13 protein-coding genes and 1 tRNA gene are annotated in these 19,090 nt (G+C 30.9%); 6 read left to right on the top strand and 8 right to left on the bottom strand.

From position 1 onward, the window contains the following. Positions 1 to 108 precede the first annotated feature (108 nt). On the top strand, positions 109 to 669 hold the full coding sequence (locus ACH2BP_RS04915) for a YqgE/AlgH family protein (RefSeq protein WP_395057588.1): 561 nt from the start codon (positions 109 to 111) through the stop codon (positions 667 to 669). Here the strand turns inward: ACH2BP_RS04915 and ACH2BP_RS04910 are convergent. Beyond that, positions 666 to 1,460: an aminotransferase class IV gene (locus ACH2BP_RS04910; protein ID WP_395057586.1), complete on the bottom strand. Its 795-nt coding sequence runs from the start codon at positions 1,458 to 1,460 to the stop codon at positions 666 to 668. The two genes, ACH2BP_RS04915 and ACH2BP_RS04910, sit on opposite strands and share 4 nt — an antisense overlap. A gap of 53 nt (positions 1,461 to 1,513) precedes the next feature. Continuing rightward, the gene (locus ACH2BP_RS04905) at positions 1,514 to 1,906 is read right to left on the bottom strand and encodes an START-like domain-containing protein (RefSeq protein WP_395057584.1); all 393 of its coding nucleotides are present in this window, start codon (positions 1,904 to 1,906) and stop codon (positions 1,514 to 1,516) included. Between the two features lie 147 nt (positions 1,907 to 2,053). Here ACH2BP_RS04905 and ACH2BP_RS04900 point away from each other — a divergent pair. Then, a tRNA-Met gene (locus ACH2BP_RS04900) sits at positions 2,054 to 2,127 on the top strand. 163 nt (positions 2,128 to 2,290) lie between these two features. Here the strand turns inward: ACH2BP_RS04900 and rny are convergent. The 3 genes from rny to ACH2BP_RS04885 all read right to left on the bottom strand — a co-directional run bounded on the left by rny (position 2,291) and on the right by ACH2BP_RS04885 (position 4,685). Next, positions 2,291 to 3,853 carry a ribonuclease Y gene (gene rny / locus ACH2BP_RS04895; protein WP_395057582.1) on the bottom strand — a complete coding sequence of 521 codons (1,563 nt, stop codon included), beginning with the start codon at positions 3,851 to 3,853 and terminating at the stop codon, positions 2,291 to 2,293. Positions 3,854 to 4,062: 209 nt separating this feature from the next. Next, positions 4,063 to 4,386 carry a cell division protein ZapA gene (locus tag ACH2BP_RS04890; RefSeq protein WP_395057581.1) on the bottom strand — a complete coding sequence of 108 codons (324 nt, stop codon included), beginning with the start codon at positions 4,384 to 4,386 and terminating at the stop codon, positions 4,063 to 4,065. 8 nt (positions 4,387 to 4,394) lie between these two features. Next, positions 4,395 to 4,685, bottom strand: a complete 291-nt coding sequence (locus ACH2BP_RS04885) for a hypothetical protein (protein WP_395057579.1) — start codon at positions 4,683 to 4,685, stop codon at positions 4,395 to 4,397. 188 nt (positions 4,686 to 4,873) lie between these two features. Between ACH2BP_RS04885 and ACH2BP_RS04880 the strand changes: the two genes are divergently transcribed. The 4 genes from ACH2BP_RS04880 to ACH2BP_RS04865 all read left to right on the top strand — a co-directional run bounded on the left by ACH2BP_RS04880 (position 4,874) and on the right by ACH2BP_RS04865 (position 14,397). After that, the gene (locus ACH2BP_RS04880) at positions 4,874 to 6,565 is read left to right on the top strand and encodes a M23 family metallopeptidase (protein ID WP_395057577.1); all 1,692 of its coding nucleotides are present in this window, start codon (positions 4,874 to 4,876) and stop codon (positions 6,563 to 6,565) included. A 6-nt stretch (positions 6,566 to 6,571) separates the two neighbouring features. Next, the gene (locus ACH2BP_RS04875) at positions 6,572 to 9,028 is read left to right on the top strand and encodes a carboxypeptidase-like regulatory domain-containing protein (protein ID WP_395057575.1); all 2,457 of its coding nucleotides are present in this window, start codon (positions 6,572 to 6,574) and stop codon (positions 9,026 to 9,028) included. Between the two features lie 37 nt (positions 9,029 to 9,065). Next, entirely contained in the window at positions 9,066 to 9,797 is a 732-nt protein-coding gene (locus ACH2BP_RS04870; RefSeq protein ID WP_395057573.1) for a hypothetical protein, read from the top strand. Between the two features lie 1,141 nt (positions 9,798 to 10,938). After that, entirely contained in the window at positions 10,939 to 14,397 is a 3,459-nt protein-coding gene (locus tag ACH2BP_RS04865; protein ID WP_395057571.1) for an FG-GAP-like repeat-containing protein, read from the top strand. Between the two features lie 281 nt (positions 14,398 to 14,678). On the opposite strand, the gene ACH2BP_RS04860 is transcribed toward ACH2BP_RS04865, so the two are convergent. From ACH2BP_RS04860 to ACH2BP_RS04850, 3 genes are all read right to left on the bottom strand, one after another. Further along, on the bottom strand, positions 14,679 to 15,380 hold the full coding sequence (locus tag ACH2BP_RS04860; RefSeq protein WP_395057569.1) for a hypothetical protein: 702 nt from the start codon (positions 15,378 to 15,380) through the stop codon (positions 14,679 to 14,681). Between the two features lie 89 nt (positions 15,381 to 15,469). Continuing rightward, on the bottom strand, positions 15,470 to 17,287 hold the full coding sequence (locus ACH2BP_RS04855) for an ABC transporter ATP-binding protein (protein WP_395057567.1): 1,818 nt from the start codon (positions 17,285 to 17,287) through the stop codon (positions 15,470 to 15,472). Further along, complete coding sequence (locus tag ACH2BP_RS04850; protein WP_395057565.1) at positions 17,287 to 19,014, bottom strand: phospho-sugar mutase; 1,728 nt, start codon at positions 19,012 to 19,014, stop codon at positions 17,287 to 17,289. The genes ACH2BP_RS04855 and ACH2BP_RS04850 overlap by 1 nt, the downstream gene beginning before the upstream one ends. Between the last annotated feature and the right edge of the window lie 76 nt (positions 19,015 to 19,090).

The raw sequence follows: 19,090 nt of genomic DNA, 5'->3' as shown, positions 1-19,090 counted from the left end.
TTGTCGAATATTAAAGCTACGCTCTGCGTGGCTTTTTTTATGTTTTTTAACGATTAAATTTGGTTTATAAACATATTATTTGTTAAATTTAAATAAAAATCAAACATTATGATAGCTGTAAAACCAAAAAAAGGGAATTTGTTAGTAGCAGAGCCTGCTATTACAGGGGATTTATCTTTCAATAGATCAGTTGTTTTATTAGCAGATCATAATGCAGAAGGTTCGGTTGGATTTATTTTGAACAAGCCTTTAGGATATACAATAAGAGATTTAATTCCTGAAATATCTGCTACATTCAAAGTGTATAACGGCGGACCTATAGAGCAAGATAATTTGTATTTTATACACAACATACCGCAGCTAATCCCAAATAGCATCGAAATTGCTGAAGGTATATATTGGGGTGGTTGTTTCGATTCTACACGAGATTTAATTAACCAAGGAAAAATTACTCGAAATAATATTCGTTTTTTTCTGGGATATTCTGGATGGGACGCAGAACAATTACAAGAAGAACTAGAGTCTAATTCTTGGATTATTTCTGAAAACGAACTTCATAACAAAATTATAGGAAAATCATCGACCGATTTTTGGCGTGAAAAAATAATGGAACAAGGTGGTGATTACCTGATATGGTCTAACGCACCAGAAAACCCTATGTTTAATTAACCCAACCTAGTTTTTAAATTCAATTTTATAAGAAGTTGGTTTGCAATATTCGATTCGAATTCTTTTTTTCGATATTTTGTTATTGGCTGAATACCTGTAATTACATTGGTTATAAATAATTCATCAGCTTTTTGTAAATCGAAAGGAGAGATTGCCGCTTCTATTACTTCAATATTTTCGAGAGTTTTTGCTAAAATTAAAATTTGTTTTCGCATAATTCCGTTTAAACAACCTTCAGAAATTGGAGGAGTAGATAAAACACCATCTTTTAGCATAAAAATATTTCCGTTTAGGGCCTCAATAATATTCTTATCTTCATTAATCAAAATGCAATTATCAAAACCATTTTCGTTTGCATAAATACTTCCTGTTATATTTATTAATTTATTAGTCGTTTTTAACGTAGAAATGAGCTGTTTTGAGATATAAAAATCTTTGTACAAATCGACTTCATAATTAGTTTTTTGAATTGTGTATAATGGATTTTCAATTTTTAAAACTGAAATTTCAAAAGCAATATTATTATTCTTGGGTAAATAATAACCGCCATCTTTTCTATAAACAGTAATTCTAGCTCTTGCTGAAAGTTCTATGTTTTCTGCTCTAGCTTTGGATAATAATTCGTTTTCAAAGAATTCCATAGTGAAATTCATAGGAATTTCCATTCTTAGAATTCGCATAGAAGACATTAAACGAAAATAATGATCTTCTAAAAATAGAATTTTGTTGTCTAAAATTTTGACAGTTTCAAAAACTGCATCACCATATAAAAAAGCACGATTGTTTTGCATAAAAAAAGCCCTGAAAAATTCAGAGCAAATATAAGTTTAATATTTTTTAGAAACTATACTGATCCTATAACATGTTTCAAATCTGAAACTTGATTTTCCCATAATAGTTTCGATTCTTCTACATCATCTGCTTGGGCATAATCGACAACCATAAGAGAAACATCTTTAGTGATTTCGTCGACAAGTATTCTTAGCTCAAAATAATATTCGGTATCTTTATTGTCTTCGTCCATCCATTTGAACTTGATTTTTTCGCCCGTTTTTTTGGAATACAACCTTGCTTTCTCTTCGGAATCATTCCAAATAAAAGTGTAAAATTCGCCACGAGAGTTTACATTGTCTGCAAACCATTCTTGTAGCCCTGAAGGAGTTGAAATGTATTGGTATAATAACTGCGGAGACGAGTTTATAGGGAATTCTAATTCGTATCGTATTTTGGTTTCCATTGTTTGTAATTTTGGGTGTAATATATATAATTATGGTTTGATAAAAAAATTATTTTTAATAATAATATTTTTATCAAAAACATTTGCACTCTTTAAATATAGTGTTATATTTGCACCCGCATTCAGAGATGAATGCCTTAACAAAATGGCGAGATAGCTCAGTCGGTTAGAGCGCAGGATTCATAACCCTGAGGTCACGGGTTCAACTCCCGTTTTCGCTACAAAATAAAACCCTAATTACTTTTAATGAAGTACTTAGGGTTTTTTAATTTTCGATTTTTTAAAATAATTTCTTAGTAGTATTTTTACGAAAACGAAATTCAAAATCATAAAAAAAATGCCATTCAAAAGTTGAATGGCATTTTTTAATTTTAACTAAAAATATTACTTTGCAATATTTACCGCTCTAGTTTCTCTAATAACGGTAACTTTTACCTGACCTGGATAAGTCATTTCAGTTTGAATTTTTTGTGAGATTTCAAATGATAAATTAGCTGCATTATCATCGCTTACTTTTTCGCTTTCTACAATAACACGTAGTTCACGACCAGCTTGTATAGCATAAGCACTTTTTACTCCAGTAAACCCATAAGCAACTTCTTCTAAGTCTTTTAAACGCTGTATGTATGAATCTAAAACCTGACGACGAGCTCCTGGTCTTGCGCCAGAAATAGCATCACAAACCTGAACGATTGGAGATAATAAAGATTTCATTTCTATCTCATCGTGATGTGCCCCAATAGCGTTGCAAACTTCTTCTTTTTCTCCGTACTTCTCGGCCCACTGCATTCCTAAAAGGGCATGTGGTAAATCGCTTTCTGCATCTGGAACTTTACCAATATCATGAAGTAAACCTGCTCTTTTGGCTAGTTTTACATTCAATCCTAGTTCAGCTGCCATAATACCACAAAGTTTAGAAACTTCGCGTGAGTGTTGTAATAAGTTTTGTCCGTAAGAAGAACGATATTTCATACGCCCTACTACTTTTATCAATTCTGGGTGTAAACCGTGAATTCCTAAATCGATTACAGTTCGTTTTCCAACTTCAATAATCTCATCATCAATTTGTTTTGTAGTTTTAGCTACAACTTCTTCGATACGAGCTGGGTGAATACGACCGTCAGTTACTAATTTATGTAATGCCAAACGTGCAATTTCTCTACGAACTGGGTCGAAACAAGAAAGAATAATCGCTTCTGGAGTATCATCTACAATGATTTCGACACCGGTTGCTGCTTCAATAGCTCGAATGTTACGACCCTCACGACCAATAATTCTACCTTTTACATCATCAGATTCAATGTTAAAAACAGATACGCAGTTTTCCACGGCCTCTTCAGTTCCTACACGTTGTATGGTATTGATGATTATTTTTTTAGCTTCTTGTTGCGCAGTAAGTTTGGCTTCTTCAATTGTTTCTTGAATGTGAGCCATAGCTTGTGTTTTGGCTTCGCCTTTTAATCCTTCAATTAATTGGTTTTTTGCTTCTTCGGTAGATAAACCAGAAATTACTTCTAGTTGTTGCAATTGACTTTTGTGCATTTTCTCTACTTCAACTTGCTTTTTTTCTAGGATTTCAATTTTAGTGTTATATTCACTAGTTTTTGCTTCAAAATCGTCATTTATTTTTTTTGCCTTAGACAATTCTCCAGAAATTTGAGATTCTTTATCACGAACTCTTTTTTCTACTTCGGCGACTTTACGATCACGAGTTAGAATGACTTGTTCGTGTTCAGATTTTAGTTCGATAAATTTTTCTTTTGCTTGAAGAATTTTATCTTTTTTTATGTTTTCTCCTTCAAGATTTGCATCTTTTAGGATAGAGGAGGCCTCTTTTTTAGCGTTTTTCACTAAGTTAGAAACGTTCTTTTTTTCTATAAATTTTGAGATACCGAATCCACCACCTATTCCAGCAATTGCTGATATTATTATTGTTAAAATGTCCATATTTGTTTTAAGTTTATATATAAAAAAACCTACATCAGAAGGTATTGCATAAACTCGGAATGACAAGTTTTAAGCTAACTCGTAGTTCAAGCTTCCAAACTAAATTGGCTTGCTATAGTTACGATGATTTGCTCATTTTAATTTGTTAGTGTTGAGTTTATCAAATAGGTACTAATGTAGGTAGTATTTTAGTGTATGTTAAGAACGTATTATTTACCTTTAGCCAGTTCGTCTGCGCCTTGGGTTTCTAGATATTCGCCTAATAATTCATTTAATTTTCCAAGTTTTAGTATAGTAGTTTCCTCTATTGTTGACTTATCAATTTGTTTTTGTTCTACTTGAGAAGCAAATTGTAAAGCGCACATGGCCAAAACATCTTGTTTGTCACGTACCTCATAATTTTGTTCGAACTTCTTTATCATAGCATCAATTTTCTTAGAAGCACTTCTTAGTCCTTCCTCCTGATTTATATCTACCGTTAGCGGGTAAACTCTGTCTGCAATTGATATTTTTATTTTTAGTTTTTCACTCATTATGCTTTCTAATCAGAAAGTTGTGCAATACAATAATCTATTTCTCTAATTAATGAATTTATTTTAAGCTTTGTATCTCTTTTGTATTCGTCACTACCAAGTAATGAATTTGTAATTTTTATCGAGTCGAAATTAGCTTTTATAGTTTTAATTTCTTGGTTTTGATTTAAAATAAATCGCTCAGATTCTTCAAGTTTCATTGATAAAATTCGATTTACATCTTGCAAATCTTCCATCTTTTTTAAAAACTTTTGAAACCTAATTTCAAGAGAATCAATAATTTCTCCAATCTCACTCATTGCAATAAAAATTCATTACATAACTTTACAAAGTTACTATTCCTAATCAATTAACGCAATAACTTTTATAAAAAATAATAATATTTCTTAGTTTTAATTTATAAATCCTTTATAATGTTAGTGTTATCAATATGTTCTACCGCAATTTTTATAAAACTATTTTGTTATATTAGCACAAATGTTTTTTTATGAGAATTCTTATTGTTTTTTTATTTGTTTTTAATGTTGTTTTTGCTCAAGAAAAATATCCAAAAGATTATTTCAGATCACCTTTAGATATCCCTTTGGCTATTGCAGGTTCTTTTGGAGAATTAAGACCCAATCATTTTCATTCTGGAATCGATTTTAGAACCCAAAAAAAAGAAGGATTTCCTGTTTATGCTACCGCTGATGGTTTTGTTTCTAGAATTAAAATTTCTACTGGTGGTTACGGTAAATCAATTTATATAGACCATCCAAACGGATTTACTACAGTATATGGTCATTTGCAAAGAGCAGTTCCAGCAATTCAAAATATTTTAAATGCAGAACACTACTCAAAAAAAAGCTATGAGATAGAAATTTTTCCTAAACCAAATGAAATTCTTGTTAAGAAAGGAGATTTAATCGCTTATTCTGGAAATACAGGAAATTCTGGAGGACCACATTTGCATTTTGAAATTAGAGATACAAAATCCGAAAAAATTATTAATCCTTTGTTCTTTGGTTATGATTCTAGTTATATTGATACAAAAGCACCGCAAATTTCAGAAATTTTAGTTTATCCTTTATCATATGGGGCTCAGGTAAATGGTTCGCCAAATCCAGTAGCTATTAGTCTTTCTTTGCAAAAAGACGGTACTTATTTGTCTAGTAAAATTTCAGCAAGGGGCAAAATTGGCTTTGGAATAAATGCTTACGATATTTCAGAAAATAATTATGGAAAAAACGGAGTTTTTAAGTTAAACGCTTGCCTTAACGGAATGCCATATTATAACTATGAGTTTGATTCTTTTTCGTTTGATGAAACTAAATATATTAATGATTTTATAGATTATCCTAGATATAAATTTCAAAATCAACGTTTTCAAAAGCTTTTCGTGGGTAATATGTACGCAAATAATATTATAAAAAACACTAAAAATAATGGGGTTATTGATATTTCGTCAAATTTTACTATGAATTATAAAATAGTTTTGCAAGATTTTCATGGCAATGAAACCATTGTAAATATTCCTATTTCGTATGATAATTTACCCTCAAGAGATGCTAGTGAAGCTTTAAAAACAGCGTATTTCCTTAAAGCACGTAACGAGAATAATTATGTAAAAGAAGGGATTTCGGTATTTATTCCTGCCAATACTTTTTATGAAGATTTTTATTTAAAATTTGATGTAAAAAACAACGAACTCTTGCTTCATGATGATAGTGTTGCAGTAAGTGAATATATGACAATCACTTTCGATGTTTCAAAAATGGTAGCTTCCGATAAAGAAAAAATGTTTATTGCTAATTTAGATGGACTAAAAAATGAATATAACACAACGTTGAAGAATGATAGTTTGTTTACTATTAAAACAAAAAAACTAGGAAAATTCTTTTTATCTAAAGATACAATCGCGCCACTTGTACTCAAGCCAAATTTTATTGACGGGGCAAACTTAGACAAACAACAAACATTAAAAGTTTCTATTACCGATGATTTATCTGGAATTGCATCATATAATGCTTATTTAAACGGAAAATGGATTCTCATGGAATATGAAAGTAAATTAAAAAGATTAACACATTATTTATCTGATAGTGTATATATAAATGGTAATAATAAATTTTTAATTATTGTAAAAGATAATTTGGGAAATTCTACTACTTTTGAATCCAATTTTAATAAAACAAAATAAATAATTTTGAGGACTAAATTCACACTACTTTTATTCATTTTCTCCTTCTTTTCGTTTGCGCAAACTGCCAGAGTAAAAGGGATTATTCTTGACGAAAACAATGAACCTATTGATGGTGTAAATGTTACTTTTCAGGAAAACAAAGCAACTACAAATACTAATGGTTTTTATAGTTTAACAATCCCTTCTAATGTGAAATCTAATTTAAAGTTTTCACATATATCACTAAAAGCTGCTGTAGTTTCTTTAGAATTAAAATCAAATGAAGACTACGAATTTAATATTGTACTAAAAAATAATGTAGAACAAATAGGCGAAGTAATTATTACAAACAACAGCCGAAAACGAGTAGAAGGTATAACCACAATATCGCCCAGAGCAGTTAGATTAATTCCTGGTGCAAATGCAGGTGTCGAAAATATTCTTAAAACATTACCTGGAGTTTACTCGAATAATGAATTGAGTACACAATATGCAGTTCGTGGAGGAAATTATGATGAAAATTTAGTTTATGTAAATGAAGTTGAAGTATATCGTCCGTTCTTAATTCGTTCAGGACAACAAGAAGGTTTGAGTTTTACAAATACAGATTTGGTTCAGAATATCGATTTTTCAGCTGGAGGTTTTCAAGCAAAATTTGGAGATAAATTATCATCGGTTTTGGATATTACTTATCGAACCCCTAAAAAGTTTGGCGCTTCGCTAGAAGCTAGTTTTCTCGGTGGGAGTATGGCAGTAGAGACTGCTTCAAAAAACCAAAAATGGACATCTATAACGGGTGTTAGATATCGTGATAATGCACTTTTGGTGAAAAGTCAAGAAACGGAAACGAACTTTAAACCACGTTTTCTAGATGTACAATCTTATATAACATTTACGCCAAATACAAAATGGCAATTTAGTTTTTTAGGTAATATAGCTCAGAATAAATATGATTATATTCCGCTAACACGTCAAACAAATTTTGGAACAATTAGCGAACCTATTGCGCTTTTAGTTGCTTACGAAGGTCAGGAAAAAGACAGGTATAACACACTTTTCGGTGCTTTTAAAACTACTTATACGGTAAATGATAATTTTAATTTTAAATTAATAACGTCAGCTTACCACACCACCGAACAAGAGTATTTTGATATTTTGGCTCAATATCGTTTGGGAGATGTAGATTCTAATTTGGGTTCAGATACCTTTGGCGATGTCAATTACTCGAAAGCTATTGGATCACAACTGACTCATGCTAGAAACGATTTAGACGCTTTAATTGTAAATGTCGAAGTGAAAGGTTTTCATAAAAAAAATGAGCAACAAATAGAGTGGGGAATTAAATATACTCGTGAAAGCATTCGTGATAGATTAATAGAATGGGAAGTAATCGATTCGGCTGGATTTTCTATAAATCCACCTGTTGTAATACCTAAAAATGAGCAGCCATACAATCCTTATTACGGACCGCTAGTGCCTTATCATAATGCAAGAGCCACAAATTATGTAAATATTAATAGATTTTCTGGCTACGCACAGTGGAACCGACGTTCTAAATGGGGAGCTAACGATATTTTTACGAATATTGGAGTTCGTGCTCACCAATGGCAAGTAAGCGACGAAAATATTTCTGGCAAAAGCCAAATAACTTTTAGTCCTAGAGCGCAATTTGCAATAAAACCAGATTGGGACAAAGATATGTTATTTAGGATTTCAGGAGGTTTGTATCACCAACCACCATTTTACAGAGAATTACGAAATGCCGATGGTCAGGTTGTTCCTAATGTAAAAGCACAACAATCAACACATATTGTGTTAGGAAATGATTTCAGTTTCAAAATGTGGCAACGTCCTTTTAAATTGGTTTCGGAATTATATTATAAATCATTAACCAATGTAAATCCCTATACATTAGACAATGTGCGAATAAGATATGAAGCAGATAATAATGCCAAAGCTTATGCACAAGGATTAGATTTACGACTAAATGGTGAATTTGTTCCTGGAACCGAATCTTGGTTGAGTTTTGGATATCTAAAAACGGAAGAAAACATAGACAATCGTGGTTATATTGCAAGGCCAACAGACCAACGATTGAAGTTTGGAATCCTATTTCAGGATTATGTGCCTAATATTCCAACATTCAAAATGTATTTGAATTTAGTTTATAATACAGGTTTGCCAGGAGGTTCGCCATCGTATGCGGATCCTTACGATTACCAGTTGCGCTTGCGTGATTACCGTCGTGCAGATTTGGGTTTTTCGTATGTTTTTACAGATAGAGCTAGAGCCAAAGAAGAAGGACATTGGCTAAAAAAGTTTAAAGATTTGTCTATTGGATTAGAGATTTTTAATATGTTTAATAACCAAAATACCATTACAAATACTTGGGTTCGTGATGTATATACAAAATCTCAATATGGTGTGCCTAATTATTTGACAACTCGTGTCTTTAGTTTGAAACTGAATGTAAAGTTGTAATTTAAAAAAACGTTATATTTGATATAAATTTTTAAGTATGAAAAAGCTCTCAATATATATTTTTCCAATACTAATACTATTAGTAAGTTGTAAAGAAGAATCTAAAAAACCAAAGGTGATTTATGAAGATGCAAAAGCCGTTGTTGCACCAGTAAAAAAGGATTCGACACAAATAAAAATTGCCGATTTACCCATTCAGATGGAAGGAACACCTTTTTTAATTCATCCAATGGGAGAATATAGCATGACTGAGGGAATCTCTAAAGTTAACTCAGGTTCGGCATCATCATCTTATGATAAAGACGAAAGTTTTAAGGTTTCTAATTATAGTGAGTACGAAATAACTGGTTATATAAGCAATTTTAAATTTCAGAAAATAGGTTCTGATTCTCTGCATTTATTAACAGAAAAACCAGTGCTTATACAAACAGTTACTTATTTGAAAACGGTTTCAGATAAAGCAAAACAGCAAGTACTTGTATATACATTAGCAGATATGGATACTAATAACGATGGAAAAATAAGTTCTAACGATATTAAGACTATCTATTTAAGTGACATTAGTGGAAATAAATTCACTAAAATCGCTACGGATTTTCAAGAACTTATAGACTGGAATTTGATAGAATCTAACAGTCATTTGTATTTTAGAACCATTGAAGATATAAACAAAAATGGTGCTTTCGATAAGAAAGATAAAGTGCATTATCATGTTGTAAACTTGCAAAAAAAGGACTGGAAGGTTGAGGAATATTCGCCAATAAATTAAATCAAAATATCACTTTCTAAATCTGATTTTTCAATTTCAAAATCGAAACCCAATTGAGTTGTATACTATAATTGTTTTAAGTTAGTAAACTTTTGCATTTTCAATTTCGAAGATGGTGAGACATTATTTAATCATAAAGATTGTGTGATATATTCATCTCACAAAAAAATGATAATTTTATTGATATATTCCAGTATTTTATAATTAGGTGTATTAATATATTTTCAAATTATGAGAAATTTGTTTTTTACTATTTCATTAGTTTTATTGGTGATGGAGTTTGTTAGACGTTTTTAAAGAGTTGTTTGATTTGTTTTTAGAACTTAAAAAACTTTTTTAGACATTGAGAATTTGAACCTAAGTGGTATGTAAAGTTTAGCTAAAAAAATCAGGTAAATCATTCGGATATCAACTTTCTAAAAAAAAATCAAAACATCGAATGCTTTAATTTTAGAGATTCAAGAGGTGTTCCAATTTTGATTGGCAACCCTAATGATCTGTTTGAAATTATACCATAATTTTCGAAAAAGGTAGATTGACTAAAAGTATAGGGAATAATTATTCAAAATAGTTTTTTAAATGCGGACAAAGGCTTTGATAGTAAAGAATTTAGGCGTGCTTGTAGTAGAAGAAATATTATGGCAAATATTAAAGAAAACATCAGAAATAGAAAGAAAATTGAACAAGGTGCAAAAAGAGAATTCAATTAAAAAGTGTATCAAAAAAAGATTTGTGAATGAATGTAGTTTTGCTTGGGTAAACAGTTTCAAAACATTACTTATTCGATTGGATTCAATAATATTTCATGGATAAATTGGCATTATTTAGATTTTCTAATTATTCTAATAAAAAGTTTAATGAGTTCAACTTATTAAAAAATATCTAAATAAAGTGGAAACAACAACCAATCAAAAACCAAATTATTTCTTGAAAGCAGTTTTTTTAACAAAAGAATATTCCATAAATAATTTGAAAAGTTCCAGAATTGATAATAAATTTAGGAAAATTTTCCATTATTTGGAATCTTAAAGAGCTTCAAATTTCCAAAACCATTGTAAATATTGAGTTTGTAAATTTTTGCATAAAAATTGTGATGTATTTAGTGTCCAATAACTTCATTGGAAACTAAACTTTCACACTTATGAAAAGAGCACTACCTTTTTTAGTATTTGGGATATTTTTTATCGCCAATTTATCGGCACAAAATTGTCCATTTATTGATTTTAGAAATAATGGTAACGGACAACCAAATTCTTGTGCAAATGTGGGTTCAACTCCAATGGCATCTAACTTTACAGGAACTAGTTATGCAACTGTTTTTAACGGAATGTCTAAAACAGGTAATATTCGATTTGTTTTTGATGGGAATGTAACAGCTCCACCTGCAATCAATAAAATTTGGATAGGCACAACATTATCAACAGTGGTTGCCGGACCAGCTTCGGTTCCTAGTTATTCGAATGGAAAAACAACAGTAACTTATTGTTTCTATAATTCAAATCTTCCTGCTGCTGGGTTTTATACTATAGAGTATGTAAATCCTATTACAAACGCCATTTGGAAAATATGTGGTTATGATGGAAACAGTGGTGCTATTGCAAATCCGCCTATAATTACATCCCAACCCCAAAATGTTAGTGGCTGTTTTACTGGGGATTATACGTTTTCGGTTACAGCAAGTCCTTCTTATGGTGGAACATTGAGTTATCAATGGAAAAAAAACGGGGTAAATATTGCGGGTGCTACAAGCTCAACGTATACCATTACAAATGCCAGTACTTTAGACATTGCCAATTATAGTTGTTTAATTGGTGAATCTACCGGGACTTTTACCGTATCTGAAAGTGCAACTATTGCTTTAATGAGTTGTAACTATTTATTAAACGCTCCCACTAGTGCTATTACAAATACAACAGGAAGTAGTTGGAATAGTGCTTGGGTAGATTATGATAATGATGGTTGGGAAGATTTATATATTTCGGACAAAGACAATACGAAACCTAATCAACTGTATAAAAATAACGGAAATAAAACCTTTACAAAAGTAACCAATACACCATTAACTTCATTTAATGCAAAATCGATAACTTCTCTTTGGGGTGATATTGACAATGATGGAGACAAAGACGTTTTAGTCATAAATGCTACAGAAATGAAAAATCGTTTTTTCAGAAATGATGTAGGAGTATTTACAGAACTAACAAACACAGGAATCAATGACCAACCTGATTATAACCATGGAGGAGTATTTGCCGATTTTGATAATGATGGCTTCCTTGATTTATTACTGACTAATTTTTTCGCAACTAAATTTCATCAAATCTATAAAAACAACGGCAACAATACTTTCACTAAGAAAGTGACTAATAGTGTAGCAAGTGAAACCGAAAGATCCATGGCGCCAGTTTTATGCGATTATAATCACGACAGATTGATAGACATTTTCATTCCTAATGGTAACGACAGACCTAATTCGCTTTTTAAAAATTTAGGTAATTTTCAATTTGAAAAGATTAATGCAGGCGCTATAGGGATTGATGCCTTTAACTCAGTGGGCGCAACTTGGGGCGACTATGATAATGATGGTTGGGAAGATTTGTTTGTTGCTAATGCTTCTGGACAAAATAATAATTTGTACAAAAACAACGGAAACGGAACATTTACAAAAGTAGTTTCTGGAATGTTGAGTGGCGATGGTAATGCGATTACGCAAGATGGAGGACACAATCATGGATGCAATTGGATTGACCTAGAAAACGACGGAGACTTAGACTTATATGTTACCAACGATAGTGGTTCTAATTTTCTTTATGTAAATAATGGTTCTAATTCGTTTACAAAAATTTTAAACGACAACATTACAGCCGATTTAGGTAATTGTTTCGGAATGGCTTGGGCAGATTCAGATAAAGACGGTATGGAAGATGTTTTGCTTTCCCGTGATGAAAATCAAACTAATTTGTTTTTTTATGGAAAGAAAAACAATAATTCTTGGATAAATATAAAATTACAAGGAACTATAAGTAATAAAGACGGAATAGGTGCTTCTATAAAAGTTAAATCGAATAATACTTGGCAAAGAAAACAACAAACACCTGTAAGTGGTTTTGGAGGACAAAATAGTATGCGACAAAAATTCGGACTTAATAACGCAACCACAATTCAAGAAATTATTGTGGAATGGCCTTCAGGAATTACACAAACTATTTCTAATATAAATGTAAATCAGTTTATTACCATAATAGAAGAAACAGGGCAACCAATTTATGGTTATACATTTAATGATACTAATAATAATTGTATTAAAGATGCAAATGAATCAATTATTCCTGATATTACTTTCAAAATTATTCAAAATGGAATGACTTGTACAACAAATGATCAAGGATATTTTAATATTAATGTGCCTAATGGAACATATACACTAGAAGTACAAAATTCTGAATATTGGGAAGGGGTTTGTACTGTCAATGCTAATGCTGGGTCTGGAAATACAGTATATATTCCTTTAAAGGCTATTATACAAGAACCTGATTTAGAAATTAGTTATGTAGCAACTTTATGGCGTAGAGGTTTTGACTCCGAAAGTATTATTCAAGTGAACAACAATGGAACAATAGCTAACCATAATGCTATTGTAAACCTTAATTATCCTTCAAAAATATCATTGATCACTGCTAACATGGCCTTTACCAATAATGGAAATGGAAATTACTCCTTTGATTTAGGCTCTATTCAACCAAATGAAACAAAATATATCCGATTAATTGACAATATCTCTCTCACAGCATCTATTGGGGAAGAATTATCAGTTAGTACTAATGTTACAGGTAATATTACGGAAACTAAAACGGTAAATAACACGAATGTTTTTTCCATGTCTTTAGTTGGAGCAATTGACCCTAATGACATTGCCGTTACACCTAATGGAGATGGTGACGAAGGTTATATTTTAAAAGATCAGGAGTTAACTTACAAAATTCGATTTGAAAATATCGGAAATTACAAAGCTACCTTTATTAATGTAGAAAATACAATACCTGAAGGCCTTAATTTAGAAACATTTAAAATCAAAGAATCCAGTCATAATTATAGATATGTTATTTCTTCATCAGGTGAATTAAAAATCACATTTGATACTATTAATTTGCCTCCTAAACAGTATGATGAAATAGGTTGTCATGGTTACATTTCATACTCCATAAAAACCAACACTTCTATTAATGCAGATAATGATGAAAGTATTTGCAACCAAGCATTAATATTTTTTGATTATGAAGATCCTATAGAAACTAACATTGTATGCAATAAAATTAAAAAAGGTACTAATGTTAATAAATGCGAAATGATAGTTTATCCAAATCCTGTCTCAGATAATTTAAAAATAGAATTAGTTCAAGATGTTTTTATATACGAAAATCCAACAACTATCAATTTAGTTACTATGAGAGATACTTTAGGGAAAATTGTATTAGAGCAAAAGAATGATTCTCAAGATAACGTAGTGAATATTAATGTTCAAAACTTGAAATCTGGGTTATATTTTGTTGAGGTTTTTGATAGTCAAAATAATTATCAAATAAAAAAAATTATAAAATAGTAAGTCAATTAATTATTGTCAATATATCAGATTAACCTTTTTTGCCCTATTTTAGCGTTCCTTGTAGTTTAACAATTACATAGAACGCTAAAATGTTATATAGAAAATCGATATAGAAATTGTGATGTGCTAATGTAGTTTTTTATATGAATTCATTTAAACTTTTATTAGAATAATTAGAAAGGCTAAATGATGAGAATTTAATTAGGATAAAATTGTTTTATCAGATTGAATAAATAATGTTTTTAAACTGTCTTACCAAACAAAACTACGTTCATTCATTAAATCAAAATATCACTTTCTAAATCTGATTTTTCAATTTCAAAATCGAAACCCAATTGAGTTACTAATTCGATAACTAGTTTTTTGTACCAGTTTTCAGATTTTGGGTGAATGTATATTTTTTCGATTAATGCATTAATATCAACATTAATTTTAAGTCCGTCGTTTATAGAAATATTTTCTTCCGTAACATCGGTAATAATTCTAACTTCACGTTCGTACTGAAAACTTTTTCGTTTAAACAAGAAAGGAAAAAAATTATCATCAAACGGTATGTATTCTTTCTTATAATCGATATAATTTACTTCTCCAATATATTGTTTGGTATCTATTTCGGGTTGCAAGGCTTCTTTTAGTCGTCCTATTGTCGATTGTATCGCCAAACCTTCTTGGTTTTTGGTAAAAATTTGCCACATAGCAAAACTCTCATATTCGTTTGTATGCCAGCTGCTTATGGCAACTTTCTCACGGTGTGATTTGTAATAATCTAAAAAATCAGGATTATTGGCTGCAATTTTTTTAATTTCTTCAAAAGTAGGTTCACTAAATGTGCCTTCGTATTGGTCTTCGAATTTATCCGAGCGGGACATAAACATTTTTTTCGACAATAATAAATCCAAGAATTTAGACAAGTCTAAGTATTTCCAAATAACAGTATCTGGATTTTCAGGAAGACTAATATTGTTGTGGTTTATGTACATTTTGTTAGAAAAATATTTTACCGTAAACTATAAATTATTCTTTTGAATCTAAAAATCTAAGTAGTCTAACAATCTAATAGTCTAAACATCTACTCAAAACTTTGCATTGTAACTAAGTTAGAATAAGTTCCGTTTAGTGCTAAAAGCTCCGTATGTGTTCCTTGTTCTACGATTTCTCCTTTTTTCATAACAATAATATTATCTGCTTTTTGAATAGTAGATAATCTGTGAGCAATCACGATTGAGGTTCTATTTTGCATCATGTTTTCTAATGCAATTTGAACAAATTTTTCACTTTCGGTATCCAAAGCTGAAGTAGCTTCGTCGAGAATCATAATCGGAGGATTTTTCAAGACAGCACGAGCTATTGATAAACGTTGTTTTTGTCCACCAGAAAGTTTGTTTCCAGCATCTCCGATATTGGTTTCGATTCCGTTTGGCAAATTCATTACAAATTCATAAGCATTTGCAATTTTTAGCGCTTCTAAAACTTCTTCATCGGTAGCATTTTCTTTACCTAATAGAATATTATTTTTTATAGTATCGTTAAAAAGAATTGAATCTTGCGTAACTAATCCCATCAAACCACGAACAGATTCGAGTTTCATGTCTTTTATATCAATACCGTCAATTGTAATTGTGCCCTCATTTACATCATAAAAACGAGTTAATAAATTGGCAATTGTACTTTTTCCTGAACCAGATTGTCCCACCAAAGCGATGGTTTTTCCTTTTGGAACTGTAATGGTAAAATCTTTTAAAACATTTTCTTCCTCATAACGGAAATTGATGTTTTTGATTTCAATTTTGTCTTCAAAAGTATTTTTATCAATAGCATTTTCTTTCGATGTGATTGGGTTTTCGTGTTCTAAAATTACCAAAACTCTTTCTGCTGCAGCCATACCAGCTTTAACAGAATAAGAAGCTTTTGAAATTGCTTTTGCAGGAGTTAATATATTGTATGCCAATGCCATGTAAACAATAAAAACGGCTCCTTCTAAAGTGTGATCAACTAAAACCATTTTACCGCCATACCATAATAAAATGGCAATAGTTACGATTCCTAAAAATTCGCTTAGTGGGGATGCTAAATTATTTTTATTTCCAATACTGTAAGATAATTTTATCATTCTCATTATCGAATCTTTAAATTTTTTGGCAAATATATTCTCGGCATTATAGCTTTTTACGACTTTCATTCCTCCCAAAGTTTCTTCAAGTATAGATATAAAAAAACCTGATTCTGCCTGCGCTTTATTAGATTTGCTTTTTAAGTTTTTTCCTAATCTTGATATAATAAATCCTGAAATTGGGATGAAGACAAAAACAAACAATGTCAATTTCACACTAATATTAAACATGGCAATAATGGTGAATAATATAGTTAGTGGTTCTCTAACTATAAGTTCTAAAACCACAAAAAAAGTATTTTGAAACTGACCTACATCTCCTAGCATTCTAGACATTACATCGCCTTTGCGTTGTTCTGAATAAAAACCTATGGGTAGCGAAATAATTTTTTCAAAAAGTTGAATTCTCATATCTTTCAATACATTGTTTTGCAAATGCATCATGTGATAAGAGGCTAAATAATTAAAAATATTTTTAAAGAAAAAAGTGAAAATAATTAGAATAATTACTAAAATTAAAGCGTCTTTTTTGTCTAAAAGCGTAATATTATAGTACAAATATTCTTTTCCGTAAGAAGTTATATTCCAAATATCAGTCCAAATAGGTTTTTTGTTTACTGCTTTTGTAGTTTCAAAAAGTACTTGCATCATTGGCATTAAAGCAATAAATGATAGTGTGCTAAACAAAGCGTAAAGAATATTATAGAAAATATTCCAGACAACATGATTTTTGTAAGGTTTTACAAAAGGAAATATTTTTTTTATATTGTTATCCATTAGTTTAAGTTCATTGAAACAATGATATTTTTTATTTTGTTATCTAATTGGTTTTCAGCTTCAGAAACTTCTGTAACATTTTGAATAGCGCAATTTACACTAAAATAAAACTTAATTTTAGGTTCTGTTCCGCTTGGTCTTGCGCAAATTTTGCTTCCGTCTTCAAGATAGTAAATTAACACATTCGATTTCGGGATGTTTAATGTTTCTATTTCATTAGTAAATAGATTCTTGGCGGTCGAATTTTGGTAATCTTCAATAAATACAACACGTTCGCCGTTTATTTCTTTCAAAGGATTCTCACGTAAATCAACCATCATTTGTTTAATTTCGTTCGAACCTTCTATTCCTTTTTTGGTAATAGAAATTAAATGTTCTTTATAAAAACCAAAACCGACATACATTTGAAGTAATTCCTGGTATAACGAACTTCCTTTTTCTTTGGCTTGAGCTGCAATTTCGCAAACTAAAAGTGTAGCCGCAACAGCATCTTTGTCACGAACAGCATCGCCAACCATAAATCCGAAACTTTCCTCGCCACCACCAATAAATTTTTGGTTAGGAAAATCTTTAATAAACTTCGCAATCCATTTAAAACCAGTTAATCCAACTTTACATTCAATACCATAAGCCGATGCTAATTCTAGCATCATTGGTGTAGAAACTATTGTCGATCCTATAAATTCTGTTCCAGTAATCTTACCTTGTTTTTTCCATTGTTCTAAAAGGAAGTTTGTCATCACAACCATGCTTTGGTTTCCGTTTAGCAAAACCATTTTGCCTTCGGTATTTCTCACAGCAACACCTAATCTGTCCGAATCAGGATCGGTTCCTACAACAATATCGGCATTTGTTTTTTCTGCTAAAGCCATTGCCATTGTCAAAGCCTCTGGTTCTTCAGGATTTGGAGATTTTACCGTAGGAAAATTTCCATCAGGAATAGCTTGTTCAGCAACAATTTGTACATTTTTATATCCTGCTTTTTCTAAAACGTCTGGAATCAATTTTATCGAAGTTCCGTGCAAAGAAGTAAAAACAATTTTCAAATTCTCTTTAGCTGTTACCGAAGTATTAAAACTTGCATTTTCAATAGTCGAATCGATAAAAGCTTCGTCCACTTTTACATCAATATATTCAATCAACTTTTCGTTGGCATCAAATTTTATTTGGTCATAATTTAAAGCATCAATGACCTGAATAATTTCGTTATCCTGTGGCGGAACAAGTTGTCCTCCGTCTTCCCAATACACTTTGTAACCGTTATATTCTGGCGGATTATGAGAAGCTGTAAGCACAATTCCGGCTTGGCAACCCAAATGTTTTACCGCAAAAGACAATTCAGGTGTAGGTCGCATATCCGAAAACAAGAAAACTTTAATCCCATTTGCCGAAAAAACATTAGCAACCACTTTTGCCAACGTATCGCTATTATGACGACAATCGTAAGCAATAGCTACTTTTATTTCTTGGTTTGGGAACGATTTATGCAAATAATCCGATAAACCTTGTGTGTTTTTTCCTAATGTATATTCGTTTATTCTATTGGTTCCAATACCCATAATACCACGCATTCCGCCAGTACCAAATTCGAGATTTTTATAAAAACAATCTTCTAATTCTTTAGGAGAAGAAGTCATCATTTCTTTAATTGCGTCTTGCGTTATACTGTCAAATGTTGGCGTAAGCCAAATATTTACTGCGTCTAATATGTTTTGTGGTATGTGCATTTTTTTATTTTTTTTCAGGAGCTATTTCCCGCTTTTCGTTTCAATCTTTTCTTTTTTTAAAGAAAAAAAGAAAAGG

This window comes from Flavobacterium sp. (genome assembly GCF_043756175.1).
GTDB lineage: Bacteria > Bacteroidota > Bacteroidia > Flavobacteriales > Flavobacteriaceae > Flavobacterium.
The sequence above is the reverse complement of the archived record's forward strand: the minus strand, read 5'-3'. Positions and strand labels throughout refer to the sequence as shown.